Consider the following 26830-nt stretch of genomic DNA (forward strand, 5'->3'; position numbering starts at 1 on the left):
GTCGTGGCGGGTGCGTAATGTGGCGGAAACCGGCGCCCGCGACACTGAGCGCGAGGCCGGTCCCACCCAGGCCGCTGAACTGCGAGGATGAGGGCATGGACAAGCAGCAGGAATTCGTCCTCCGGACGCTTGAGGAACGTGACATCCGCTTCGTGCGCCTGTGGTTCACGGACGTGCTGGGCTTCCTCAAGTCGGTGGCGGTCGCCCCGGCCGAACTCGAACAGGCATTTGACGAGGGCATCGGCTTCGACGGCTCGGCCATCGAGGGCTTCGCGCGGGTCTACGAATCGGACATGATCGCCAAGCCGGACCCGGGGACCTTCCAGATACTGCCGTGGCGTGCCGAGGCCCCGGGCACCGCGCGGATGTTCTGCGACATCCTCATGCCGGACGGCTCCCCCTCCTACGCCGACCCCCGCTACGTCCTCAAGCGGATCCTCGCCAAGACCTCCGACCTGGGGTTCACCTTCTACACCCACCCCGAGATCGAGTTCTTCCTGCTCAAGGACAAGCCCCTCGACGGCACCCGGCCCGTCCCCGCGGACAACTCCGGCTACTTCGACCACACCCCGCAGAACGTGGGCATGGACTTCCGTCGGCAGGCCATCACCATGCTGGAGTCGATGGGCATCTCGGTGGAGTTCAGCCACCACGAGGGCGCCCCGGGCCAGCAGGAGATCGACCTGCGGTACGCGGACGCGCTGTCGACGGCCGACAACATCATGACCTTCCGCCTGGTGATGAAGCAGGTCGCGCTGGAACAGGGCGTGCAGGCCACGTTCATGCCCAAGCCGTTCTCGGAGTACCCCGGCTCGGGCATGCACACCCACCTCTCCCTCTTCGAGGGCGACCGCAACGCGTTCTACGAGTCGGGCGCCGAGTACCAGCTGTCGAAGGTCGGCCGCAGCTTCATCGCGGGCCTGCTGCGGCACGCGGCGGAGACCTCGGCGGTCACCAACCAGTGGGTCAACTCGTACAAGCGCATCTGGGGCGGCTCGGCCCGCACCGCCGGCTCCGGCGGCGAGGCCCCCTCGTACATCTGCTGGGGCCACAACAACCGCTCGGCCCTGATCCGCGTCCCCATGTACAAGCCGGGCAAGACGGGTTCGGCCCGCGTGGAGGTCCGCTCGATCGACTCGGGCGCCAACCCCTACCTGACGTACGCGGTCCTCCTGGCCGCCGGCCTCAAGGGCATCGAGGAGGGCTACGAACTCCCCGCCGGCGCGGACGACGACGTCTGGGCCCTCTCCGACGCGGAACGCCGTGCGATGGGCATCGAACCCCTCCCCCAGAACCTGGGCGAGGCCATCGCCCTGATGGAACGCAGCGAACTCGTCGCGGAAACCCTGGGCGAACACGTCTTCGACTTCTTCCTGCGCAACAAGAAGCAGGAATGGGAGGAATACCGCTCGGAGGTAACGGCCTTCGAACTCCGCAAGAACCTCCCGGTCCTGTAACCGACACGTCGTGCGCGCGGGCCCCCGGTCTTCGACCGGGGGCCCGCGCGTCGTGTCGGTCGCTCAGGGGAGGGGGCTGTTGGGGACTGCCTGGTGCCAGGTGGGGGTGGGGGTGGTGAGGGTGTGGAGGGTGGCGTCCAGGCCGAGGACCGTGGTCGTGGTCGTGCCGTCGGCCTGGGTGGTCGCGGCGGGGGCGCCCGTGTAGAGGAGGGGGGACTCGGTCCAGGCGCCGGCGCCGCCGGCCGGGGCGGTGGCGACCGTGGGGGTGCCGGCGCGGCCCGTGAGGGTGGTGCCGGTGGCCGCGACGGCGCCGTAGCCGCCTTGGCCGCCGAGGTCGGCGGGGCGGGTCAGGGTCGGGCGGGGGCCGTCGGCGCGGACCAGGGTGGTGCGGACGGTGCCGGCTCCGGCCTGGCGGAAGTACAGGCGGACGCCGTCGGTCTCCGGGACGGCCGTCAGGGGGCCGGTGGGGGCGGGGAGGGCGTTGGGGCCGGTGTCCTTCAGGGGGGCGTTCGCGTTCGGGCGGGTCCAGATCGCGATGCCGCGCGGGGTCGCCGAGAAGACGATGCCGTGGCCCCGGGCGTCGTGGGCCGCGATCGGGTCGCCCTGGAGGTTCGCGCCGCCCAGCCGCTGCCAGGGACCCCAGCCGCCGGTGGGCAGTTGGGCGCGGGCGCGCAGGGTGCGGGCCGAGTCGCGGAGCACGACGGTGAGGCGGCCGGAGTCGTCGACGAGGGCGGTGGGGGCGCTGATCGCGGAGGTCCAGGCGTCGCTGGTCTCGGGGGTGCCCAGCGAGGTCCACGGGCCGAACGCCCCGTCGGGGGCGTTCTGCACGGAGAGGACGACCTCGCGCCGGTAGTCGGTGCCCCGGGTGCCGAGGTCGGTGCGGGTGCCGAGGACCGCGATGCGACGGTCGGGCAGGCGCAGGGCGGTGACGCCTGCGTCCATGCCGGTGCCGGGCAGCAGGGTGGGGCCGGACCAGGGGGCGTTCGGGCCGGGCCGGCGCCACACGCCGACCTGTCCGTCGACGGGGGTGAAGGCGGTCAGGTGGTCGGGCGCGCCCTCGACCAGCCAGGAGGTGGTGTCGGCGCGGGCGTAGCGCATGGCCTGGGTCCAGTGGTTGCCCTGGGGGCGGGCGGCGACCTTGCGGTCCCCGCAGCCGGCCGGGCTCTTGCACCAGTCCTGGCGGTCGGACCAGGCGTAGGACTTCATCACGTTGAGTTTCGTGGCGGCGGTCTGCGCGGGCAGGGTGGGCGGCAGGTAGCTGTTGAGGTAGCCGACGTAACTCTGGACCGTGAAGTGGGGCCGGTCCTTGACCTGCGCGTAGCGGGCGAGGGCGGCCTGGGCGAAGCGGGCGCCGTAGATGTGGTCCTGGTGGTCGATGAACTTCTTCGTGCGGCCGTTCATGCCCGGGCTGGGGTCCTGGGTGCGGACGGTGGTGGGCTGGTAGCGGCGCAGCACGCCGGCTATCGCGTCGACGAGCTGGTCACGGGTGTACGCCGAGGGCTTGGTGACCGGGGTGCCGGAGGTGAGGAGGGTCGGCAGGGTGGGGGTGCGTCCGTTCCACAGCGCGGGCAGGCTCACCGGCGCGTCGCCGGATATGGAGCGGGACTCGCGCAGCTGCATCCAGACCAGGTTCACACGGGGCTCGGCCACCAGCACGTCGACCTCGGCGGTGCCGCCGCCGGCGGTGGGCGCGGTCTCGCGGCGCCAGGGGCTGGTGCGGTCGCCGGTGGCCATCAGGGCGTACGCGGAGCGGATGCCGTTCTGGCGGGCCTCGGCGTAGGCGGGCCGGTCGGCGGGGCGGACGGGGTCCTTCAGCTGGGCGCTGTGCGCCTCGTTGCGGCCGTCGGCCTCGCCGGAGGTGAGGTAGGTGGTGGTGACGCGGAGCCCGGCCCGCAGCGACTGCGAGAGGTCCGGGTTCATGAAGTACAGGTCGTCGTCGGGGTGGGCCACGATCTGCACGACGGAGCCCGCCGTGACGCTCGCGCGGGTGGCCGCGGCGGCGGAGGCGGCGGAGCCGGCGGGGACGTGGGCCGCGGAGGTGTCGTTGCCGTAGGCGAGTGCGAGGACGCCGCCGGTCGCGGTGGCGACGACGGTGAGCGCGGCCGCGATGCGGATGCGGTGGGCAGGGAGCATCTCTGACGCCTTCATCGTGCAGGGGTCTGGCTGGGTGATGGAGCGCAGAGGAAGATGCGGGAACGTCGGGCTTGGTTCACCCGCACGGCCCTTTTTTGTCGGATCATCCGCTCTCTGTCCGATTCGGACCGTACGAGTGAACACCGGTGCGGGAGTGGGCTCTTGGGGCACGGAAGTGGGCGAAACGTGACAAACGCCCCTCAAGAGGGGCGTTTTGTGGGGAGGGTCACAGGACTTTCGGCCGTGACCGCCGTCACGTTCCCGGGCGTCGGGTCAGTGCCGCGAGCGTCGCGCACGCGCAGGCCGCCGCCACCGTCGCCGCGAGCGCCAGGGTGACCCCGTCCGGGTCCACCAGGGCCCGCCCGCGCAGTGCCTGCACGGTCACCGTGAGCACCAGTCCCGCGTACCCGCCGGCCAGCACCCACACCAGCCGCGCACGCGTCTCCGGCCGCAGCCGCCGCACCCGGGACAGCCCGAAGGCGGCCGCCGGCAGCACCTGGAGCGCGTGCATCCCCACGAAGTGCCCGACCCGCAGGTCCCCGGCGGTCCGAGCCCAGCCCGTGACCGGCAGCCCGGGGCCGCCGTCCGGCGCGCCGACGGTGTGCGCGCCGATGATGCCGGTCGCGCCCGCGCCGAGCTGCTCGGCGGTCGGCTGGCTCATCAGGAAGCCCAGCGCGAGCCCCACCACGGAGATGCCCGCGCCGAGCCGGATCGCCCAGGTCGTGGCCCGGTCCGGCAGGGGTTGGCGGAACAGCAGCACGGCGACGACGAGGGAGCCCAGCCACAGCACGGCCACGGTCGCGCCCATCACCGCGTACACGGCCGCGTCGAAGGGGGTGGTCTGGTTGAAGTGGCTGCGCTGTCCGCGCACGACCTGCACGAGGATCAGGGCCATCTCCGCCGCCGAGGCCCCGGCGACCACCGTCCCGGCCCACCAGCCGGCCCGCCGGCCCCGGGTGAGGTGCCCGTGCAGCCAGGCCAGCGTGGCCCCGTACACGCCGAGGGAGACGGCGAACTTCAGCGGTTTGAGCCAGATCGGCTCCCCGCCCAGGGTCCGGTCGTCGACGAGCAGCCCGATCGCCGCGACGAGGCCGGACAGGGCCATGGCCAGGGCGAGCAGGGCGAGCGGCCCGTGCGGGACCCGCGCGGGGCGGGCGGCGGGCGGCGCCTGAGTGAGTGGCGGTCGGTGTGTGGACATGGTGGATCCCCCGTGGAGCGGTGCCCCTTCGCGGCCCGCGCGCGGCACCCTCAGGTGCCGAGTGCCCCGACCCCCGCCAGGCGGGTGCTCAGGGCGTCAGCGACGGCCTCGCGACGGGCGTTGACGAAGAAGTGGCCGCCCGGGAACGGTTCGAGGTCGAACGCGGGCGCCGCGGACGCGCCGGGCGCGAACTCGGCCCAGCGTGCGGCGCCCGCCGTGTCCACGTGCGGGTCCTCGGTGCCGGTGAACACCGAGATCGGGCAGGTCAGGGCCCCGCCGGCGGTCGGCGCCGGGCCCCGGTAGGACTCGACGGCCTTGTAGTCGGCGCGCAGCGTCGGCAGGACCATGCGGACCAGCTCGGAGTCCGCGAGGACCTCGGCGGAGGTGCCGTCGAGGCGTTGCAGGTGCGTGATCAGCGCCTCGTCGGGCAGGCCGTGCACGGGCGGGCCCAGGCGGGGCAGGTCGGGGGCGCGGGCCCCGGAGACGATCAGCCGGGCGGGCCGGGGCCCGGGTCCGGGCGCGGCCTCCAGCCGGCGGGCCACCTCGTACGCGACGAGCGCCCCCATGCTGTGGCCGAACAGCACGAGCCGGCCGCCGGCCGGTCCCGCGAGGGAGGGTTCGGCGCGGACGGCGGTCGTGATCAGGTCGGCCAGTTCCGTCAGGTCGTCCACGAGGGGCTCGTGCCCCCGGTCGTGCCGGCCCGGGTACTGCACGCCGTACACGCCCGCGGTCGGGGCGAGCAGCCGCGCGTACGGGAAGTAGGTGGCGGCGGCGCCGCCGGCGTGGGGGAAGCACAGCAGTGTCGTCCCGCCCTCGGGCGGGGCCGAGAACCGACGGAACCAGGCGCCCGGGCGAGGGAGGGTCGACATGTCGGCTCAGAACCCGTTCTTGCCGCGGGGCATGACCACCTGGTCCACGATCCCGTACTCCAGGGCGCCCTGGGCGGTGAGGATCTTGTCGCGGTCCAGGTCCTCGCGGATGCGGGCCTTGTCCTGGCCGGTGTGCGTGGCCATGATGTCCTCGATCCGCTCCCGGATCCGCTCGATCTCCAGGGCCTGGATCTCCAGGTCGGAGACCTGGCCCTGCTGGCCGGGGCTGGCCGGGGCGTGCATCAGGACGCGGGAGTTGGGCAGGGCGATGCGCTTGCCCTTGGTGCCGGCGGCGAGGACCACGGACGCGGCCGAGGTGGCCTGCCCGATGCAGACGGTCTGGATGTCGGGCTTCACGAACTGCATCGTGTCGTAGATGGCGAGCAGCGAGGTGATCGAGCCGCCGGGCGAGTTGATGTAGATCGAGATGTCGCGGTCGGGGTCGGCGGACTCCAGGCACAGGAGCTGCGCCATCACGTCGCTGGCCGAGGTGTCGTCGATCTGCGCGCCGAGGAAGATGATGCGCTCCTCGAAGAGCTTGGCGTAGGGGTCGAACTCCCGGACGCCCTGCGAGGTGCGCTCGACGAAGCGGGGGACGACGTATCGCGCCTGGGGCGCGGAGTTGTGCGGGAACATGGCGGCCTCCGTGCTGGGCTGCTGTGTCGCGACGGGCTCGGCTCTGGCGGCTCCGTCGACGGTGACGGTCGATTCGGGGACGGCGGGACGACGCGGGGGGCGGGCGGCGGGGCGGGGTGCCGGTGGACGGCGCGTGCTTATGCCCCCGGCCGCGCCGGCGGCGGGACCCGCTGGGGGTCCCGGTCCGCCGGGCGCGGCCGGTACGGGGTCACGCCGGGCCGCGCGTGGCGCGTCGTCGTGTGGCGTCGTGTGTCGGGTCGGGCTGGTCGGGCGGTGCGGTGGGTCAGCGGGCCGCGAGGCCGCCGCCGCCCGGCATGTTCGGGGTGGCGGTGATGACGTCGTCGATCAGGCCGTAGTCCTTGGCCTCCTGCGCGGAGAACCAGTAGTCGCGGTCCGAGTCCTTCGTGATCCGCTCGACGTCGTTGCCGGAGTGCTCGGCGATGAGCTCCGCCATCTCCTTCTTCGTCTTCAGGAGGTGCTGCACGTAGATGCGGATGTCGCTGGCCGAGCCGGAGAAGCCGGCGGACGGCTGGTGCATCAGGATCTTGGCGTGCGGCAGGGCGAAGCGCTTGCCGGGGGCGCCGGCGGTGAGCAGGAACTGGCCCATCGAGGCGCAGAAGCCCATGGCGATGGTGACCACGTCGTTCTTGATGATCTGCATCGTGTCGTACACCGCCATGCCGGCGGTCACGGAGCCGCCGGGCGAGTTGATGTACAGGTAGATGTCCTCTTCGGACTGGGCCGCGAGCATGAGAAGCTGCGCGGTGATCCGGTTGGCGATTTCGTCGTCGACGGCCTGGCCGAGAAATACGATGCGGTGCGCCAGGAGGCTGCTGAATACCTGGTCGCCCATTCCCCACGCGGGCCCGGGGGCATTGTTCATCTGCGGCGCGATGTGTCCGATTTCCGCCGCCTGGTAGTCATCCTGACGAGTCACTGAACCCCCATGTGGATCCACCGGCGGCAGACGCCACCGTGCATTTCCGTGTGTTTCTCTGCTTCCGGTTCGGCGTTCCGATCGGATGTCAACTGCGGTGACACGTCCCGATCTTCACTCGTCGGACCGTAGCACGATCACCCCGGTGGTACAGCCGGGGTGCAAATCGTTCGCTGAGAGCGCACGGCGCCCCCCGCTTCCGGAACCGCCGGTTCGGACCGTCGCCCCGAAAGCCGCTGTGGTTAGATCGATCGATCATTGAGCACTGTTCGCACGGGGGTGGAACGTGACAATCGGTGAACATCGACGGCTGGAACGCGCGCATTTTCTGAGGAAAAGGCGTGAAAGCATCTTGCCGTGCGAGGTGGGACTCCCCGGAGGAGTCCGCAGACGCACGCCGGGGCTCCGCCGGGAAGAGGTCGCCGTCCTCGCCGGAGTGAGCCCCACCTGGTACACGTACCTCGAACAGGGACGCGACGTGTCGCCGTCCCCGGAGGTGCTGGACGGGCTGGCCGGAGTGCTCGGACTGACCGAGTTCGAACGGACCTACCTGCTGGAGCTGTCCTGCGAGCGCGGCCCTTCCGCATCCGCCGCCCGGGTCGACGGGGTGCGCCGCCACCTGGAGGTGCTGGCCGAGGGCATGTACCCGTATCCGGCCTACCTCTGCGACCACGCCGGCCGCGTCATTGGCTGGAATCGTGCAGTCCCGCAGTGGCTCACGGACTTCGGGCAGCTCCCCGAGAGCGAACGCAACCTCCTCGTGTGGATGCTGACCTCCGACACGGCCCACCACCGCTTCGTCGACTGGGAGGCATCGGCCCGCCATCTGGTGGCCCGATTCCGCGCCGAGTTGACGGATTGGCGAGGCTGTCCCCAAACCGGCCCGATGATCCGGGAGTTGGCGCAGCGCAGCCCCCACTTCCGTGAGTGGTGGGACGAACACCGGGTCAGCGGACCCCTCACCGGAGTCCACCGGATGCGCCACCCCGAGCAGGGAATCGTCGCCGTCCGCATGGTCGAACTGACCCACGAGGACGACGACGGCACGGTCCGTCTGATCGTGCACACCCCGCTCGCCGCGGAACAGCACCTCGCGGCCTGACCGAACCGTGACGCCCCGAATCCGCCACGCCCCGAGGGACCGACCCGCGTCGGACCGGCCCCCGGGGCGTTCCTGTCACCCGGCGTCCACGCCTTCCGGATCCGCGCCCCGGTCCGGGCCGGCGTCCGGGCCCGCGGCCGGCTCCGTCGACCGCTCGACCAGGTGCGCGGAGAGCGCCGCCACCGTCGGGTGGTCGAAGAGGAACGCCGCCGTCAGCGTCACCCCGGTCTCCGCGGTGAGCCGGTTGCGCAGCTCCACCGCCATCAGCGAGTCGAACCCCAGGTCCTGCAACTCCTCCTCGACCTCCACCTCCTCCGGGTCCTCGTAGCCCAACACCTCGGCCACCAGGCCCAGCACCAGCGAGTACGTCGACTCCGCGTCGAGCGCGACCCGAGCCGCACCCGATCCGGACCCCGACCCCGCCGCGATCCCGGCCCCGTCGGGGCCCGAGCCCGGTGCGAGCGACACGGACACCGGCGGCACGAGAGCCGACAGCAGCGCCGGCAGCTCACCCGCCGCCGCTCGCCCCGCGAGCGCCGACCGGTCCAACTCGGCCGCCACGAGCACCGGCTCCCCGCCGCTCAGCGCCGCGTCGAACAGCCCCAGGCCCAGCTTCACCGGCAACGGCCGCACCCCGGCCCGCGCCATCCGCTCCCGGTCCGCCGCGTCCAGCGCCCCGCCCATCCCGGCCCCGTCCCACAGGCCCCACACCAGGGACACCGCCGGCAGGCCGAGGGCCCGCCGCGCGTGGGCGAGGGAGTCCAGGACGGTGTTCGCCGCCGCGTAGTTGGCCTGCCCGGCGGTGCCGAGGGTGCCGGCGAGGGAGGAGTGCAGCACGAACGCGTCCAGGTCCAGATCCCGGGTCAGCTCGTGCAGCAGCAGCGCCGCGTCGGCCTTCGGCGCCAGCACGCCGGCGAGCCGCTCCCCGGTCAGCCCGCCCAGTGTGGTGTCGTCGAGGACACCGGCGGTGTGCACGACGGCGGAGAGGGGGTGCTCGGGGTCGATGTCGGTCAGGAGGGTGGTCAGTGAGTCCCGGTCGGTGATGTCGCAGGCCGTGAGGGTGACGTGGGCGCCGAGTTCGTCGAGTTCGGCGGCGAGCTCGCGGGCTCCGGGTGCCTCCGGGCCGCGTCGGGAGGTGAGGAGGAGGCGGGTCACGCCGTGTTCGGTGACCAGGTGGCGGGCGGTGAGTGCGCCGAGTGCGCCCGTGCCGCCCGTGATCAGGACCGTGCCCCCGGGCCGGAAGCCCCCGAAGGCCGGGCCGGCGGGCGCGGCCGGCACGGGCACGACGCGCGGCACGTGCACCACGCCCTCCCGCAGCGCGAACTGCCACTCGCCCGAGGCGAGGGCCGAGGGCAGGGCGGCCCGGGACGCGTCGGTGTCGTCGGTGTCCACGAGCACCACCCGCCCCGGCAGTTCCGCCCGCGCCGACCGGCCGAGCCCCCAGACCCCGGCCCCACCCGGGTCCGTGACCCGGTCCGCGTCCGTCACCCGCTGGGCCCGCGAGGTCACGAGCACGAGCCGGCCGCCGGCCCCGGACGCGGAGAACTCCCGCACCCGCTCAAGCGCCTCCCCGGTCGCCTCCCGCACCCCGCCGGAGACCCGCACCAGCACGTCGCCCTCGGGCCCGGGGGCGGCGGGCACGGCAGCCGCCGGCAGCGCCGGCCACAGGATCCGGTACAGCCCGTCCGGTCCTTCGTCCGTCCCCACGGGCGCCAGCAGCACTGCGTCCAGGTGCCGCGTCCACACCCCCGGCGCCCCGGTCGCGTCGGTGGGCACCGGACGGCTGTGCACGACGGCCGTCCGTTCCCCGCCCGGCACGGCCGGGGCCGACAGCGACACCTGCACGTCGAGTGAGCCCCCGGCCGGCAGGGCCAGCGGCGCGTGCGCCACCGACACCAGCCGCGGCCCGGCCACCAACTCCGCGCCCGCCACCAGGTCCAGCCCGCCCGCTCCCGGATGCGTGGCCGCCGACAGTCGCGCGGTGTGCACGAGCCCGCCGTCCACCAGCTCCGTCCCCGCCCCCAACAGCGGGTGCGTGACGGCGCCGGGCAGCGCGGCCGGCGCGACACCGGAGGAGAGGGACGAGCCGGCGACCGGCTCGGCCGACAGCCAGTAGCGCTGCCGCCGGAACGCGTGCGTGGGCAGCGCCGCCGGCGCCGTGCCGGCCGGGAACACCGCCGTCCAGTCCGGTTCCACCGCCCCCACCACGTGCAGCCGCGCCAGCGCCGTCACGACGCCCTCCGGGTCCGGGGTCATCGGCACGACCACGGGCCGCCGATCCGCGCCGGAGCCCCCGTCGCCGCTCGCCGCGTGGTCGAGGGTCTCCTCGATCGCGGGCGTCAGCAACGGCACCGGGCCGATCTCCAGGAACGCCGTCACCCCCGCACCGAGCAGGGATTCCACGACCTCCCGGAAGCGGACCGTGCCCCGCAGCTGCCCGGTCCAGAACCCCGGATCGGCCGGCTCGGCATCCGTGACCGGCGCGCCCGTCGTGTTGGACACCAGCGGCACGTGCAGGGGCCGGGCGGTCAGCGACCGCAGGGCCTCGGTCACGAACGGCAGCACCGGGTCCATGTGCGCGGAGTGGAAGGCGTTGCTCACGGCCAACCGGGTGGTCTTGCGGCCCTCGCCCGCCCAGTGGGCGAGCAGCGCGGCCACCGCCTCGGCACCACCCGACACCACCGTGGTGCGCGGCCCGTTGACCGCCGCGATCGACACCCCGTCGGGGAGCGTCGGCTCCACCTCCTCCGCACTCGCCTGCACGACCGCCATCACCCCGCCCGGCACCGCCGTGTGCTGCATGTGGTGAGCACGCGCGGCGATGTGCGAGACGGTGTCGGGCAGGTCCCACAGGCCCGCGTGGTGGGCGGCGGTGATCTCGCCGAGGGAATGCCCGGCCACCGCGCGCGGGTGCACGCCCCAGCTCGCGAGCAGATCCGTCAACGCCGTCTGCACGGCGAAGATCGCGGGCTGCGCGAACCGCGTCTCGTGCAGCCGCTCCGCCTCCGGCCCGTCCGGCACGGCGGCGAACACCTCGGGCAGCGGCCCCCCGAACGCGTCGAGCGCGGCGCGCAGCGAGGCCCCGAAGACGGGCCGGACGGTGCGCAGCTCGGCGCCCATGCCCGGGCGCTGCGAACCCTGCCCGGTGTAGACGAACGCGGTGCGCCCGCCCGGCCTGGCCCGGCCCGTGACCAGTCCGCGCGCGGTGCGCCCCTCGGCGAGGGCGCGCAGACCGGCGGCGAACCCGTCGAGGTCCTCGGCCACGACGGCCGCCCGGTGCGCGAACGCGGCCCGGGTGGTCGCGAGCGCGAGGCCCACGGCCGCCGGCGAGTCGACGGACGTCGCCGGGTCGTCGAGATGCGCGAGCAGCGCGGCGGCCTGCGCCCGCAGGCCCTCGACGGTCGGCGCGGACAACACCCACGGCACGGGGCCGGCGGGAGCGGTCGCGGTCCCGGTCGAGGTCGCTACGTCGGGCTCCGGTGCGGTGGGTGCGGGTTCTTCGAGGATGAGGTGGGCGTTGGTGCCGCTGATGCCGAAGGAGGAGACGGCGGCGCGGCGGGGTCGGTGGTCGGGGGTGGTCCAGGGGCGGGCCTCGGTGAGGAGGTTGACGTGGCCTTCGGTCCAGTCGATGCGGGTGGAGGGGGTGTCGGCGTGGAGGGTGGCGGGGAGGGTTTCGTGGCGCATGGCCATGATCATTTTGATGACGCCGGCGGCCCCGGCCGCTGCCTGTGTGTGGCCGATGTTGCTTTTGATGCTGCCGAGGTGGAGGGGGTGTTCGGGGTCGTGGTCCTGGCCGTAGGTGGCGAGGAGGGCTTGGGCTTCGATGGGGTCGCCGAGACGCGTGCCGGTGCCGTGGGCTTCGACGGCGTCGATGTCGGAGCCGTGGAGTCCGGCGGCGTCGAGGGCCTGGCGGATGACGCGTTGTTGGGAGGGGCCGTTGGGTGCGGTGAGGCCGTTGGACGCGCCGTCCTGGTTGACGGCGCTGCCCTTGATCACGGCGAGCACGGGGTGCCCGTTGCGGCGCGCGTCCGAGAGACGTTCCAGGACCAGCAGGCCCGCGCCCTCGGAGAAGCCCGTGCCGTCCGCCCCGTCCGCGAACGCCTTGCAGCGCCCGTCCGCCGACAGTCCGTTCTGCCGGCTGAACTCCACGAAGGTCGTGGGCGTGGACATCACGGTCACGCCGCCCGCGAGCGCGAGCGTGCACTCGCCCTGCCGCAGGGACTGCGCGGCCAGGTGCATGGCGACGAGGGAGGAGGAGCAGGCGGTGTCCACGCTGACCGCCGGGCCTTCCAGCCCGAAGGTGTACGAGACCCGTCCCGAGGCCACGCTGTTGGAGCTGCCGTTGACGAGGTAGCCCTCCAGCTCCTTCGGCGCCCGCGTGATCCGCGAGCCGTAGTCGTTGTACATGACCCCCGCGAACACGCCCGTGCGGCTGCCGCGCAGGCTCGTCGGATCGATGCCGGCCCGTTCGAACGCCTCCCACGCCGTCTCCAGCAGCAGCCGCTGCTGCGGGTCGGTGGCGAGGGCCTCGCGGGGGCTGATCCCGAAGAACTCGGGGTCGAAGAGGTCCGCGTCGTGCAGGAACCCGCCGTGCCGTGCCGTGATCGCGCCCGGGGCCTCCGGGTCGGCGGCGTGCAGGGCGGCCAGGTCCCAGTCCCGGCCGGTGGGGAAGTCCCCGATGGCGTCACGGCCCTCGGCCACGAGCTGCCACAGCTCCTCGGGCGCGGTCACCCCGCCGGGGAAGCGGCAGCCGATGCCGACGATCGCGATCGGCTCGTCCGCCGTCGGCACGGCGGCGGGCGCGGTGCGCGCCGGGGTGTCGGCGGCCGGGTCCGTTCCGGCGGACAGGGCCGTGTCCAGGTGCGCGGCCAGGGCCGTCACCGTCGGGTGGTCGAAGACCAGCGACGCGGGCAGCTTCAGCCCGGTCTCGGCGGTCAACCGGTTGCGCAGCTCGACGGCCGTCAGCGAGTCGAAGCCCAGCTCCGTGAACGCGCGGTCCACGGCCACCGTGCTCGGGTCGGTGTGCCCGAGCACCGCCGCCACCTGCACGCCGACCAGCTCGGCCAGCTCCCGCAGCCGGTCCGCCGCCGCGAGCGCGCGCAGCCGGCCGGCCCGGCCGCCGTCGGCCCCGCCGCCGGCGCCGGTCGCGCCGGTCGCGGCGGTCCGACGGGCGGTGCCGCGGACCAGGGCGCGCAGGGGGTCGGGCACGGGCGCCCCGGAACGCTCCGGCGCCCCGGTGTCCAGCCGGGCCGCGACCACCATCGGCGCGTCGGCCCGCAGGGCGGCGTCGAACAGGGCGAGCCCCTCGTCGGAGCCCAGCGGGGCCACCCCGGACCGCGCCAACCGGGCCAGGTCGCCCGCCGACAACTCGCCCGTCATCTCGCTCGCCTCGGCCCACAGGCCCCACGCGATCGACACCGCCGGCAGCCCCACTGCCCGCCGCGCGTGGGCGAGGGCGTCCAGGGCCGTGTTCGCGGCCGCGTAGTTGGCCTGACCGGCGGTCCCGAGGGTGCCGGCGAGGGAGGAGTAGAGGACGAACGCGTCCAGGTCCGGCCCGAGGTCCCGGGTCAGTTCGTGCAGCAGCAGCGCCGCGTCCGTCTTCGGGGCGAGGACGCGCGCCGTCCGCTCCGGGGTGAGGCCGTCGAGGAGGGCGTCGTCGAGGACGCCGGCGGTGTGGACGACGGCGGAGAGGGGGTGCTCGGGGTCGATGTCGGTCAGGAGGGTGGTCAGTGAGTCCCGGTCGGTGATGTCGCAGGCGGTGAGGGTCACGTGGGCGCCGAGTTCGCCGAGTTCGGCGGCGAGCTCGCGGGCTCCCGGGGCTTCCGGGCCGCGTCGGGAGGTGAGGAGGAGGTGGGTGACGCCGTGTTCGGTGACGAGGTGGCGGGCGGTGAGTGCGCCGAGGGCGCCCGTGCCCCCCGTGATCAGGACCGTGCCCCCGGGCCGGAAGCCCGTGAACGCGCCCGGTGTGTCCGGTGCGTCGGCCGCTTCGGGGGTCGGCGGTGCGAGCGGGGTCAGGCGGGGGACGAACCAGGAGCCGTCGCGCACCGCGAACTGCCCGCCGTCGGCGGAGACGGGGAGCGCCGGCACGGGTTCCCCGGCGGGCAGGTCCAGCAGCGCGAACCGGCCAGGGTGTTCGGTGCGCGCCGAGCGCACCAGCCCCCAGACGGCCGCCGCCACCGGGTCCGGCGAGCCGGTGCCGCGGCCCGGCACGGCCACCGCGTCCCGCGTGACGACGAGCAGCGGTCGCGCGTCCGGGCCGGTCCGCTCCCGCAGCGCGTCGAGCACCCGCGTCAGCACCCGTTCGGTGCTCTCGCCGGCCGTCGCCGCCACCTCGCACGCCTCGTACATGTCGTGTGCCTCGTGCGGGTCGGCGCCGGTGGTCGGGGCCGGCACGGGGCGCCAGTCGAGGGTCAGCAGCGGGCGGCGTCGGGCGCCCGCCGCGCGCAGTCGGGCCGGGTCGGCGGCCCGCAGGCCGAGTTCGGCCACGTGCGCGACCGGGCCGCCCAGCGGATCGGCCAGGGTCACCGAGACCGTGCCCGGCCGCAGCGCCCGCAGGCGGACGCGCAGGGTGTCGGCGCCCTCGGCGCGCAGGCTCACGCCGCTCCACGCGAAGGGCACGGCGCCCGCCGGCACGGCCGCGCCCAACGCGCCCAGGGGCAGCGGGTGCAGGGCCGCGTCGAACAGGGCCGGGTGCAGGCCGAAGCCCGCGGTGTCCGTGCCGGGGGCGAGGGAGACCTCCGCGTACACCTCGTCGCCCCGTCGCCACAGGCCACGCAGGCCGCGGAAGGCCGGCCCGTACTCGTAGCCCCGGGCGGCGAGGGTGTCGTAGGCGCCGGCCGGGTCCTCGGCTACGGCGCCGGCCGGGGGCCAGGGCGCGTCGGCGGCGAGCGGGGCGAACGCGGCGTCCTCGGCGGTCGAACCGTCCGGGCCCTCGGCGAGGGTGCCGGTGGCGTGTCGGGTCCACGGGGCGTGCGGGTCGGCGTCGTCGGGGCGGGAGGAGACGGTCGCGGTGCGGCGGCCGTCGGCGTCGGGCCCGGTGACGGTGACCCGCAGGCGGGCCGCCGTGTCCTCGGACAGCGGAAGCGGCTCCCGCAGGGTGAGTTCCTCCACGTGCCCCGCGCCCGCCTCCGTGCCGGCCCGCAGCACGAGTTCCGCGAGTGCCGTGCCCGGCAGCAGCGCGACGCCGTCCAGCGCGTGGTCGAGCAGCCACGGGTGGGTGCGGGGCGAGACGCGGCCGGTGAGCAGCAGGGCCCCCGATTCGTCGGCCTCGACGGCCGCGCCGAGCAGCGGGTGGTCCAGGCCGCGCAGGCCGGCGGTGCCGAGGTCGCCGGTGCGGCCGGGGGTGGGCAGCAGCCAGTACGGGGCGTGGCGGAAGGGGTGGGTGGGCAGGGTCGGCAGCGGGCCGGGGGTGGGGGAGGCCGCGAACAGGGCCTCGAAGTCCACGTCCGTGCCGCTCGTCCACGCCTCGGCCAGCGCCAGCCGCCATCGCTCGGGGCCGCCGTCGTCGCGGCGCAGGCTGCCCAGGGCGACGGTGGCGGCGCCGGCCGGCCCGGCCTCCGCGAGGGAGTCCTGCACGGCGGAGGTGAGCACGGGGTGCGCGCTGACCTCGACGAACGCCCGCACGCCGCGCTCCAGCAGGGTGCGGGTCGCGAGGTCGAAGCGGACCGTGGCCCGCAGGTTGCGGTACCAGTAGGCGGCGTCCAGGGTGCGGCCGTCGACGAACTCGCCGGTGACCGACGAGCAGAACGGCACCCGGGTCGCGCGCGGTGTGACCGGGGCGAGGAGTTCGGCGAGTTCCGCCTCGATGGCCTCCACGTGCGCCGAGTGCGAGGCGTAGTCCACCGGCACCCGGCGGGCGCGGACCCCGTCCGCCTCGCAGTCGGCCAGCAGCGCGTCCAGGGCCTCCGGGTCGCCGGAGACCACGCAGGAGCCGGGGCCGTTGACGGTGGCCACCGACAGGCGGTCGGCGCGGTCGGCGATGCGGGCGGAGACCCGGTCGAAGGGCTCGGGCACGGAGACCATGCCGCCGGTGCCGGCCAGTGCGAGCAGGGCCCGGCTGCGCAGCGCGACGACGCGGGCGGCGTCGGCGAGGGTGAGGGCGCCGGCGACGGCCGCCGCCGCGATCTCGCCCTGGGAGTGGCCGACGACGGCGTCCGGGCGGACCCCGTGGGCCTCCCACAGCGCGGCCAGCGACACCATCACCGCCCACAGCGCCGGTTGGACCACGTCCACCCGGTCGAAGCCGGGGGCGCCCGGCGCTGCGCGCAGCACGTCGAGCAGGGACCAGTCGACGAACTCGGCGAGGGCCGCCGCGCACTCCTCCAGCCGGTCCCGGAACGCGGGCGAGTCGGCGTGCAGGTCCAGGGCCATGCCCACCCACTGGGAGCCCTGGCCGGGGAAGACGAACACGGTGCCGTCGGGGCCGGCGGGGTGCCGTCCGCCGGTCACCAGGCGCGGGTCGGGGCGGCCGGCGGCCAGGGCGGCCAGGGCCTCGCGGACACCGTCGGGGTCGCCGGCGGTGATCACGGCCCGACGGTCCAGCACGGCGCGGCCGGTGCGCAGGGCGTGGGCGACGGCGGTGGGGTGCGGGGCGCGGTCGGTGCCGGGGGCGGGGGTGTCGAGGAGGGCGCAGACGCGGGCGGCGAGTTCGGCGAGGGCCTCGTCGCCTCGGGCGGAGAGCAGCAGCGGCGGCACGGGGCCGGTGGACGCGGGCTCCGGCGTGGTCGCGGGGGCCGGTTCGGGTTCGGGTTCTTCGAGGATGAGGTGGGCGTTGGTGCCGCTGATGCCGAAGGAGGAGACGGCGGCGCGGCGGGGTCGGTGGTCGGGGGTGGTCCAGGGGCGGGCCTCGGTGAGGAGGCTGACGTGGCCCTCGGTCCAGTCGATGCGGGTGGAGGGGGTGTCGGCGTGCAGGGTCGCGGGCAGGGTGCGGTGCCGCATCGCCATGATCATCTTCATGACGCCGGCCGCTCCGGCCGCCGCCTGCGTGTGGCCGATGTTGCTCTTGATGCTGCCGAGGTGGAGGGGGTGGTCCGCGTCGTGGTCCTGGCCGTAGGTGGCCAGCAGGGCCTGGGCCTCGATGGGGTCGCCGAGACGGGTGCCCGTGCCGTGCGCCTCGACCGCGTCCACCTCGGAACCGTGCAGTCCGGCCGCGCTCAGCGCCTGCCGGATCACGCGCTGCTGCGCCGGGCCGTTCGGGGCGGTGAGGCCGTTGGACGCGCCGTCCTGGTTGACGGCGCTGCCCTTGATGACGGCGAGCACGGGGTGCCCGTTGCGCCGCGCGTCCGAGAGGCGCTCCAGCACCAGCAGGCCCGCGCCCTCGCCCCACCCCGTGCCGTCGGCGTCGTCGGAGAACGCCTTGCAGCGCCCGTCCACCGACAGCCCGCGCTGCCGGCTGAACTCCACGAAGGTGTTCGGCGTGGACATCACCGCGACCCCGCCCGCGAGCGCGAGGCTGCACTCGCCCTGCCGCAGGGACTGCGCGGCCAGGTGCATGGCGACGAGGGAGGAGGAGCAGGCGGTGTCCACGCTGACCGCCGGGCCCTCCAGCCCGAAGGTGTAGGCGACCCGCCCCGAGACCACACTGCCCGTGTTCCCGGCCAGCAGCAGACCCTCGTACCCGGCCGGCGCGGGCGTCAGACGAGAGGCGTAGTCGTTGTACATGACCCCCGCGAACACGCCCGTGCGGCTGCCGCGCAGGCTCGTCGGATCGATGCCGGCCCGTTCGAACGCCTCCCACGCCGTCTCCAGCAGCAGGCGCTGCTGGGGGTCGGTGGCGAGGGCCTCGCGGGGGCTGATGCCGAAGAACTCGGGGTCGAAGAGGTCCGCGTCGTGCAGGAACCCGCCGTGCCGCGTGTACGAGGTGCCCTGCCGGTCCGGGTCCGGATCGTGCAGACCCGCAAGGTCCCAGCCCCGGTTCTCCGGGAACGTCGAGATCGCGTCCCGGCCGCCGGCCACCAGCTCCCACAGGGCCTCGGGCCCGTCCACACCACCGGGGAAGCGGCAGCCCAGGCCCACGATCGCGATCGGCTCCGCCGCCCCGCCCGCCTCCGAGCCCGCGCCGGTGCCCGCGCCCGGGTCCGTGCCCGCGTCCGTGCCCGGGTCGGTGTCGGCCGCGCCGACCGCGTCCGCGACCAGCCGCGCCGCGAGCGCCGCCGCCGTCGGGAAGTCGAACAACAACGACGCGGGCAGCGCCAGCCCCGTCACCCGGTTCAGTCGGTTCCGCAGCTCCACGGCCGTCAACGAGTCGAAGCCCAACTCGCCGAACGCCCGCTCCGCCGGCACCCCCTGCCCACCCGCGTGCCCCAGCACCGAACCGGCCTCGGCCCGCACCAGCGCCAACGCGGCCCGGTCACGTTCGGCCGCCGGCAACGCCCGCAGCTCCGCCGCCCACGCGCCCCCGGCCGGACCCCGGCCGCCGCCCGCCGTGCGCCGCCGCACCGGTACGCGCACCAGGCCCCGCCACAACGCCGGCAGCTCACCGCCGGCCGCCCGCTCCCGCAGCCCCGCCGCGTCCCACGGCGTGGCCACCACGGTCGGCGCGCCCGACACGAGCGCCGCGTCCCACAGCGCCAGCCCCGCCGCGTTCGACACCGGGGCCAGCCCGGCCCGCCGCAGCCGCGCCAGATCCGCCTCGCCCAGGGTCTCGCCCATGCCGCTCGCCTCGGCCCACAGACCCCAGGCGATCGAGGTCGCGGGCAGCCCCGCCGCGTGCCGGGCCCGCGCCAACGCGTCCAGGGCCGCGTTCGCCGCCGCGTAGTTCGCCTGCCCGGCCGTGCCCAGCGTGCCCGCCACCGACGAGAACAGCACGAACGCGTCCAGGTCGAGCCCCAGGTCCCGGGTCAGCTCGTGCAGCAGCAGCGCCGCGTCGGCCTTCGGCGCCAGCACCCCGGCGAGCCGCTCCCCGGTCAGCCCGCCCAGCGTGGTGTCGTCGAGGACGCCGGCGGTGTGCACGACGGCGGAGAGGGGGTGCTCGGGGTCGATGCCGGTCAGGAGGGTGGTCAGCGAGTCCCGGTCGGTGATGTCGCAGGCCGTGAGGGTGACGTGGGCGCCGAGTTCGGTGAGTTCGGTGGTCAACGCGCCGGCCCCCGGAGCCTCCGGGCCGCGTCGGGAGGTGAGCAGGAGGCGGGTGACGCCGTGTTCGGCGACCAGGTGGCGGGCGGTGAGCGCGCCCAGCGCGCCCGTGCCGCCCGTGATCAGCACCGTGCCCTCCGGGCGGAAGCCCCCGAAGACCGGGCCCCCGGTCGGGCCCGCGTCGGCCGGCAGCGCGGCCAGCCGGGCCGCCCGCAACTCACCGGCGCGCACCGACAACTCCGTCTCGCCCGCCGCCAACGCCGCCCCGACCACGCCCGCCGGCAGCCCCGCCGGGTCCCCGTCGAGCAGCGCGAACCGCCCCGGGTGCTCCGAGACCGCCGACCGCACCAGCCCGCGCACCGCGCCCGCCGCCGGATCCGTGTCCGCGTCCCGCGTCCGCACCAGCAGCACGCCGTCCGCCGCCTCCGCGAGCCACGCCCGCAGCCGCTCCCACGCCGCCGTCACCGCGACCAGCGGCGCACCGCCCGAGACCGCCTCATAGTCCCGCGCCGGATCCGCGACACCACCCGCCGCACCCGGCACCGCCGACACCGGCGACCACTCCACGCCCAACAGCCCCGGCCGCGCCGCGCCCGCCGCACCCGGCGCGGGCAGGGCCCGCAGGGTCAGCTCCGCGACCTCCGCCACCGGCACCCCGGCCGGATCCCGCAACTCCACCGACGCCGTGTCCGGCCCGGTCCGCACGATCCGCACCCGCAACTCCCGCGCCCCCACCGCGTGCAGCCGCACCCCGGAGAACACGAACGGCACCCGGGGACCCGCCCCCGGCCCGTCCACCTCCGTCACGTCCGTCAACACCAGCGGGTGCAGGGCCGCGTCCCACAGCGCCGGGTGCACCCCGAACGCCCCGGCGTCCCGCGCCCCGTCCGCCGGCAGGGACACCTCCGCCAGGAGCTCGTCCCCGCGCCGCCACAGCGCCGTCAGCCCCCGGAACGGCGAACCGTAGCCGTAGCCGGCCGCCGCCAACGCCTCGTACGCGCCCGCCGGATCCACCGACTCCGCGCCCGGACCCGGCCACGCCGCCCCGACCGCGGCCCCGGCCGCGACCGGCCCGTCCGCCGGCTCCGGACCCAGCACACCCGTCGCGTGCCGCGTCCACGCCCCGTCTGCGTCCCCGTCCCCGGCCACCCCGGGGCGCCGCTGCGGACGCGACAACACCAGCAGCTCCCGCCGCCCCGCCGCGTCCCCCGCCCCGACCGTCACCTGCACCTGCACCGCGCCCCGCTCCGGCACCACCAACGGCGCCAGCAGGGTCAACTCCTCCACCAGCGCGCACCCCGCCCGCTCCCCGGCGTGCAGGGCCAGCTCCGCGAACGCGGTGCCCGGCAACAGCACCCGGCCCCCGATCGCGTGCCCCGCCAGCCACGGATGCGTGTGCAGCGCCAACCGGCCCGTCAACAACAGGCCCCGCTCGTCGCCGAGTTCCACGGCCGCGCCCAGCAGCGGATGCCCGGCGCCCCCGTCCATCCCCAACCGGCCCGGATCGGCCGCGCCCGTCGACGGCGCCAGCCAGTGCCGCTCGCCCTGGAACGCGTACGTCGGCAGCTCGAAGCCCCCGCCCGACACCGACACCGGCGCCGGACCGAACACCTCCGCCCACGCGATCTCGGCCGCCCCGCATACGTGCAGGTCCGCGACCGCCGTCAGCAGCGCCCACTCCTCGTCCGCGACCCGCCGGCTCAGCGTGGACACCAGCCGCGTGCGGTCCGCGCCGAGCGCGGCCAGGGTCTCGGCCACGGCCGGGGTCAGCGCCGCGTCCGGACCGATCTCCACGTGCACGGTGGTGCCGGCCGCGTGCAGGGCCTCCACGCCCTCCCGGAACCGGACCGTGCCGCGTACGTGCCCCGTCCAGTACGCCGGATCGGCGACCGCGTCGTCGGTCGCGAACCCGCCCGTCACGTTGCTCACCAGCGGCAGCCGCAACGGCCGCGGCGCCAGGCCCGCCAGCACCTCGCCGATCGGACCCAGCGCGGGTTCGGTGTGCGCGGAGTGGAAGGCGTGCGAGACCCGCAGCCGGTTCGTCTCGCGCCCCAGGCCCGACCAGTGCGCGACGAGCGCGTCCACCTCGTCGGCCGCGCCGCTCACCACCGTGCCCGAGGGGCTGTTCACGGCCGCCAGGGACAGACCGGGGGTGAGGGTGGGCGACAGCTCCTCGGGCGTCGCGCGCACGGCGGCCATGGCCCCGCCCGCGATCGCCGTGTGCTGCATGTGGTGGGCGCGGGCGGTGACGAACGCGGCCGTGTCGGCCAGGTCCCACAGGCCCGCGTGGTGCGCGGCGGTGATCTCGCCGAGGGAGTGCCCGCCCACCGCGTCCGCGTGCACGCCCCAGCTCGCGAGCAGCGCCGTCAGGGCGTGCTGCACGGCCAGGATCGCGGGCTGCGCGTACTCGGTGGTGTGCAGCAGCGCGGCCTCCGGGCTGTCCGGGGCGGCCGACAGCAGGGGGCCCAGGGGCCGGGGCAGCAGTGCGTCGAACGCGGCCGTCGCCTCCGCGAGGGCGGCGGCGAACACGGGTCGGGCGGCGGCCAGGGCGGTGCCCGCGCCGGGCCGCTGGGAACCCTGCCCGGTGTACGTGAACGCGACCCGCGCCGAGTGCCGGGCCTCCCCGACCCGCACGGCCGCCGGGTCCTCGCCCCGCGCGAACGCCTCCAGCGCGGCCAGGAGTTCGGCCCGGTCGCGGCCGATGACGACGGCGCGGTGGGGGAGGGCGGCCCGGGTGCCGACGAGGGCGTGCGCGACGGCGCGCGGGTCGGCGTCCGGCCGCTCGCGCAGCGCGTCGACGAGCCGGGCGGCCTGGGCGCGCAGGGCGACCGGGGTCGCGGCGGACAGCGGCCACAGAACGGGGCCGGAGGGCGCGGTCGCGAGGTCGGGTGTGGTCGCGGGGGTCGGTTCGGGTTCGGGTTCTTCGAGGATGAGGTGGGCGTTGGTGCCGCTGATGCCGAAGGAGGAGACGGCGGCGCGGCGGGGTCGGTGGTCGGGGGTGGTCCAGGGGCGGGCCTCGGTGAGGAGGCTGACGTGGCCCTCGGTCCAGTCGATCCGCTGGGAGGGCTCGTTCACGTGGAGGGTGGCGGGGAGGGTCGCGTGCCGCATCGCCATGATCATTTTGATGACGCCGGCCGCTCCGGCCGCCGCCTGCGTGTGGCCGATGTTGCTTTTGATGCTGCCGAGGTGGAGGGGGTGTTCGGGGTCGTGGTCCTGGCCGTAGGTGGCGAGGAGGGCTTGGGCTTCGATGGGGTCGCCGAGGCGGGTGCCGGTGCCGTGGGCTTCGACGGCGTCGATGTCGGAGCCGTGGAGTCCGGCGGCGTCGAGGGCCTGGCGGATGACGCGTTGCTGGGAGGGCCCGTTGGGGGCCGTCAGACCGTTGGACGCGCCGTCCTGGTTGACGGCGCTGCCCTTGATCACGGCGAGCACGGGGTGTCCGTTGGCGCGCGCGTCCGAGAGGCGCTCCAGCACGAACACGCCCGCGCCCTCCGCCCAGCCGGTGCCGTCGGCGTCGTCGGAGAACGCCTTGCAGCGCCCGTCCTCGGACAGCCCGCGCTGCCGGCTGAACTCCACGAAGGTGCCCGGCGAGGACATCACGGTCACACCGCCCGCGAGCGCCAGCGTGCACTCGCCCTGCCGCAGCGATTGGGCCGCCAGGTGCATGGCCACCAGCGACGAGGAGCAGGCCGTGTCCACGCTGACCGCCGGGCCCTCCAGCCCGAAGGTGTACGCGAGCCGGCCCGAGGCCACGCTGTTGAACGTGCCCGTCAACAGGTACCCGTCGGTGTCCTCGACCGCCTCGTGCAGCCGGGGCCCGTAGTCGGGGGACATCAGGCCCGTGAACACGCCGGTGCGGCTGCCGCGCAGCCGGCCCGGGTCGATCCCGGCCCGCTCGAACGCCTCCCACGCCGTCTCCAGCAGCAGCCGCTGCTGCGGGTCCACCGCCAGGGCCTCGCGCGGGCTGATGCCGAAGAACTCGGCGTCGAAGAGGTCCGCGTCGTGCAGGAACCCGCCGTGCCGCGTGTACGAGGTGCCGCGCCGCTCCGGATCCGGGTCGTACAGCGACTCCAGGTCCCAGCCGCGGTTCTCCGGGAACGACGAGATCGCGTCCCGGCCCTCCGCCACGAGCTTCCACAGCTCCTCGGGCGCGCCGACTCCGCCGGGGAAGCGGCAGCCGATGCCGACGATCGCGATCGGCTCCTCCGCCGAGGCCGAGGCCGAGGCCGCCGCCGTCACCGCGGGCACGGCGTGCTCCGGGTTCTCGGCGGCCGTCCCCGTCCCGGCGGACAGGGCCGCGTCCAGGTGCGCGGCCAGGGCCGCCGGGGTCGGGAAGTCGAACAGGAGCGTCGCCGGCAGCCGCAGCCCCGTCGCCGCCTCCACGTGGTCGCGGACCTGCACCGCCCGCAGCGAGTTGAAGCCCAGGTCGGTGAAGGCCGCCTCCGGATCCGGGGCACCGTCCTGCTCGCCGCCCACCGCCGAGGCCGCCGCGCCCACCACGTCCAGCAGGGCCCGCGTCCGGCCCGCCGCCGGCAGCCCGGCCAGCCGGGCCCGCAGCTCGGCGCCCGGACCCGACTCGGCCGCCGCCGCGTCCACGACGGCCCGCAGCCCGCCCGGGGCGCCGCCCGCCCGGCCGCGCCCGACCGGGTCCGGCCAGTACCGGACCCGCCGGAAGGCGTACGGGGGCAGGTCGCACAGCGGCGCGGCCGGCAGCGTCTCCTCCCACGCGCAGGGCACGCCCACGGTGTGCAGCGCGGCCAGCGCCGTCAGCGCCGAACCGGTCTCCTCCCGGTCCCGTTGCAGGGACGCGATCACCGTCGGCCGTGCCCCGGCCGGGGCCCCGCCCTCCGCGCCGGCCGCGTCGAGGGTCGCGGTCACGGCCTGCGCGAGGACCGGGGTCGGCGACAGCTCCAGGAACGTCGTCACCCCCGCCGCCGCCAGGGACCGCACCCCGTCGGCGAAGCGGACCGTGGCCCTGATGTGGTCCACCCAGTACTCCGGGTCGCACAGCCGCTCCGGGTCCGCGATCCGGCCCGTCACGTTGGAGACCACCGGGATCCGGGGCGGGTGGTAGGTGAGCGAGGCGGCGGTGCGCCGGAACTCGTCGAGGATCGGGTCCATGTGCGGGGAGTGGCCCGCGACCGTGACCGCCAGCCGCTTCGCCTTCCGGCCCCGCTCGCGCCACAGCGCGCACACCGCGAGCACGGCCTCCTCGTCGCCCGAGACCACCGTGCCGTCCGGGGAGTTCAGGCCCGCGACGCCCACCGCCCCGGCCAGGTCGCCGAGGGCCGCGAAGGACTCCAGCACCTCCGCCTCGCCCGCCTGCACCGCCGCCATCGCCCCGCCCGCGCGGCTCTGGATCAGCCGGGCGCGGACGGCCGCCAGGACGCACACGTCGCGCAGCGACAGCACGCCCGCGACGTGCGCGGCGGCCAGCTCGCCCATGCTGTGCCCGGTGACGAACGCGGGCGTCACCCCCCAGGACTCGTACAGCCGGTACAGGGCCACCTCGACGGCGAGCAGCGCGGGCAGCGCGAAATCGGTGCGGTCCAGCAGCGCGGCCTCGGCGCTGCCCGGTTCGGCATGGATCAGCTCGCGGACGGGCCGCTCGGTGACCCGGTCGAGTTCGGCGCAGACCGCGTCGAACGCGGCCGCGTACACGGGGTGCGCCGCGTACAGCTCGCGGCCCATGCCCGGGCGCTGGCTGCCGCCGCCGCCGAAGAGGACGGCGAGGCCGCCGGGGCGGGCCGGCGCGTGCCCGGTGACGACCTGCCGGGAGGGCAGGCCCTCGGCCAGGGCCCGCAGGCCGGCCAGCAGTTCGGCGCGGGAGCCGGCGACGACGGCCGCGCGGTGCGGGAACGCGGTGCGGGTGCCGATCAGGGACCGGGCCACGGAGGCGGCGCCGAGTTCGGGGCGGGCGTCGAGGTGGTCGGCGAGGCGGGCGGCCTGGGCGCGGACGGCGGCCTCGGTGCGGCCGGACACGGTCCACGGCAGCGGACCCGCCTGCGCGGCCTCCGGCGCGGGCTCCGGTGCCGGGGCGGGCTCCGCCGACGGGGCGGCGGTGAGGACGAGGTGGCAGTTGGTGCCGCCCAGGCCGAGGGAGCCGACGGCGGCGGTGGCCGGGCCCCCGGCACGGTCGGCGGGCCACGGGCCGGTCTCGGTCTGCACCTTCAGCCGCAGCCCGTCGAAGTCGATCGCCGGGTTGGGGGTCTCGTGGTGCAGGGAGGCGGGGATGTGCCCGTGCCGCAGCCCGAGGGCGACCTTGACGAGCCCGGCGACACCGGCCGCCGCCTCCAGGTGCCCGATGTTGGTCTTGACCGAGCCCACCCGCAGCGGCCGGTCGGCGGGCCGGCCGGGGGCGGTGACGGCGCCGACCGCGCGGGCCTCGATCGGGTCGCCGACGGGGGTGCCGGTGCCGTGCAGTTCGAGGTAGTCCAGCTCGGTCGGATCCACGCCGGCGCGGCGCAGCGCCGCGCGCAGGGAAGCGCTCTGGGTCTCCTGCCCGGGGGTGGTCAGGCCCTCGGTGGCGCCGTCGTTGTTGACGGCGCTGCCCCGGATCACGCAGTACACGGGGTCGCCGTCGGCGAGCGCGGCGGCCAGCGGCTTGAGGACGACCAGGGCCCCGCCCTCGCCGCGCACGATGCCGTTGGCGCGGGCGTCCATGACGTGGCAGCGGGCGTCGGGGGAGAGGGCGCCGAGCCGGTCGAGGGCCAGGGTGGACTCGGGGATCAGGTTCAGGTTGACGCCGCCGGCCAGGGCGACCGTCGAGTCCCCGGCGCGCAGGCTCGCGCACGCGGCGTGCACGGCGACCAGGGACGCGGACTGGGCGCTGTCCACGGTCAGGCTCGGGCCGCGCAGGCCCAGGGCGTGGCTGACCCGGTTCGCGATGATGCCCCGGTGCCCGCCGGTGACGGTGTAGCGGCCCACGGCGGGGGCCCCGTACTCGTGCAGCAGCTTGGCGTAGTCGTCCCAGATCGCGCCGACGAACACGCCGGTGGCGCTGCCTGCGAGGTCGGCGGGCCGGATCCGGGCGTCCTCCAGCGCGGCCCAGGCCAGTTCGAGGACCACCCGCTGCTGCGGGTCGGTGGCCAGGGCCTCCTGGGGGGAGATCCCGAAGAACGCGGCGTCGAAGGCGTCGGCGTCGGGCAGGAACCCGCCGCGCCGCTCCACCGCGTCGGCGCCCGCCGGCAGCCGCCAGCGGCCCTCGGGGACCTCGCCGATGGCGTCGCGGCCCTCCCGCAGCAGCTCCCAGAACGCGTCGGGACCCTCGGCCCCGGGCAGCCGGCAGGCCAGGCCGATGACGGCGATCGGCTCGTCCGGGGCCCGGTGCGGGGCGGTCGGGGTCGCCGAGGGGATGCCGGTGCCGGTGGCGTGCTGCGGGCTCATGGGTGCGAGGTCTCCTGGGTGCCGGGGTGCGAGTGCGCGTGCCCG

At 75.7% G+C, this 26830-nt stretch carries 8 protein-coding genes; 2 read left to right on the top strand and 6 right to left on the bottom strand.

The window, feature by feature from the left end:
* Window positions 1-95 precede the first annotated feature (95 nt).
* Window positions 96-1457, top strand: a complete 1362-nt coding sequence (gene glnA / locus ACN20G_RS19295; RefSeq protein WP_424214043.1) for a type I glutamate--ammonia ligase — start codon at window positions 96-98, stop codon at window positions 1455-1457.
* Window positions 1458-1520: 63 nt separating this feature from the next.
* Here glnA and ACN20G_RS19300 read toward each other — a convergent pair whose 3' ends face one another.
* From ACN20G_RS19300 to ACN20G_RS19320, 5 genes are all read right to left on the bottom strand, one after another.
* Window positions 1521-3590, bottom strand: a complete 2070-nt coding sequence (locus ACN20G_RS19300; protein WP_424214044.1) for a PIG-L family deacetylase — start codon at window positions 3588-3590, stop codon at window positions 1521-1523.
* Window positions 3591-3843: 253 nt separating this feature from the next.
* Window positions 3844-4788 carry a hypothetical protein gene (locus tag ACN20G_RS19305; protein WP_424214045.1) on the bottom strand — a complete coding sequence of 315 codons (945 nt, stop codon included), beginning with the start codon at window positions 4786-4788 and terminating at the stop codon, window positions 3844-3846.
* A 50-nt stretch (window positions 4789-4838) separates the two neighbouring features.
* Window positions 4839-5657: a thioesterase II family protein gene (locus tag ACN20G_RS19310; protein ID WP_424214046.1), complete on the bottom strand. Its 819-nt coding sequence runs from the start codon at window positions 5655-5657 to the stop codon at window positions 4839-4841.
* Window positions 5658-5663: 6 nt separating this feature from the next.
* Window positions 5664-6293, bottom strand: a complete 630-nt coding sequence (locus tag ACN20G_RS19315; RefSeq protein WP_424214047.1) for an ATP-dependent Clp protease proteolytic subunit — start codon at window positions 6291-6293, stop codon at window positions 5664-5666.
* 283 nt (window positions 6294-6576) lie between these two features.
* The gene (locus ACN20G_RS19320) at window positions 6577-7176 is read right to left on the bottom strand and encodes an ATP-dependent Clp protease proteolytic subunit (RefSeq protein ID WP_424215582.1); all 600 of its coding nucleotides are present in this window, start codon (window positions 7174-7176) and stop codon (window positions 6577-6579) included.
* A 418-nt stretch (window positions 7177-7594) separates the two neighbouring features.
* Between ACN20G_RS19320 and ACN20G_RS19325 the strand changes: the two genes are divergently transcribed.
* Complete coding sequence (locus ACN20G_RS19325; protein WP_424214048.1) at window positions 7595-8332, top strand: helix-turn-helix transcriptional regulator; 738 nt, start codon at window positions 7595-7597, stop codon at window positions 8330-8332.
* A 75-nt stretch (window positions 8333-8407) separates the two neighbouring features.
* On the opposite strand, the gene ACN20G_RS19330 is transcribed toward ACN20G_RS19325, so the two are convergent.
* Window positions 8408-26785, bottom strand: coding sequence for an SDR family NAD(P)-dependent oxidoreductase (locus ACN20G_RS19330; protein WP_424214049.1), 18378 nt, complete (start codon window positions 26783-26785; stop codon window positions 8408-8410).
* Window positions 26786-26830: the final 45 nt, after the last annotated feature.

The organism is Streptomyces dryopteridis, from assembly GCF_049606955.1.
GTDB lineage: Bacteria > Actinomycetota > Actinomycetes > Streptomycetales > Streptomycetaceae > Streptomyces.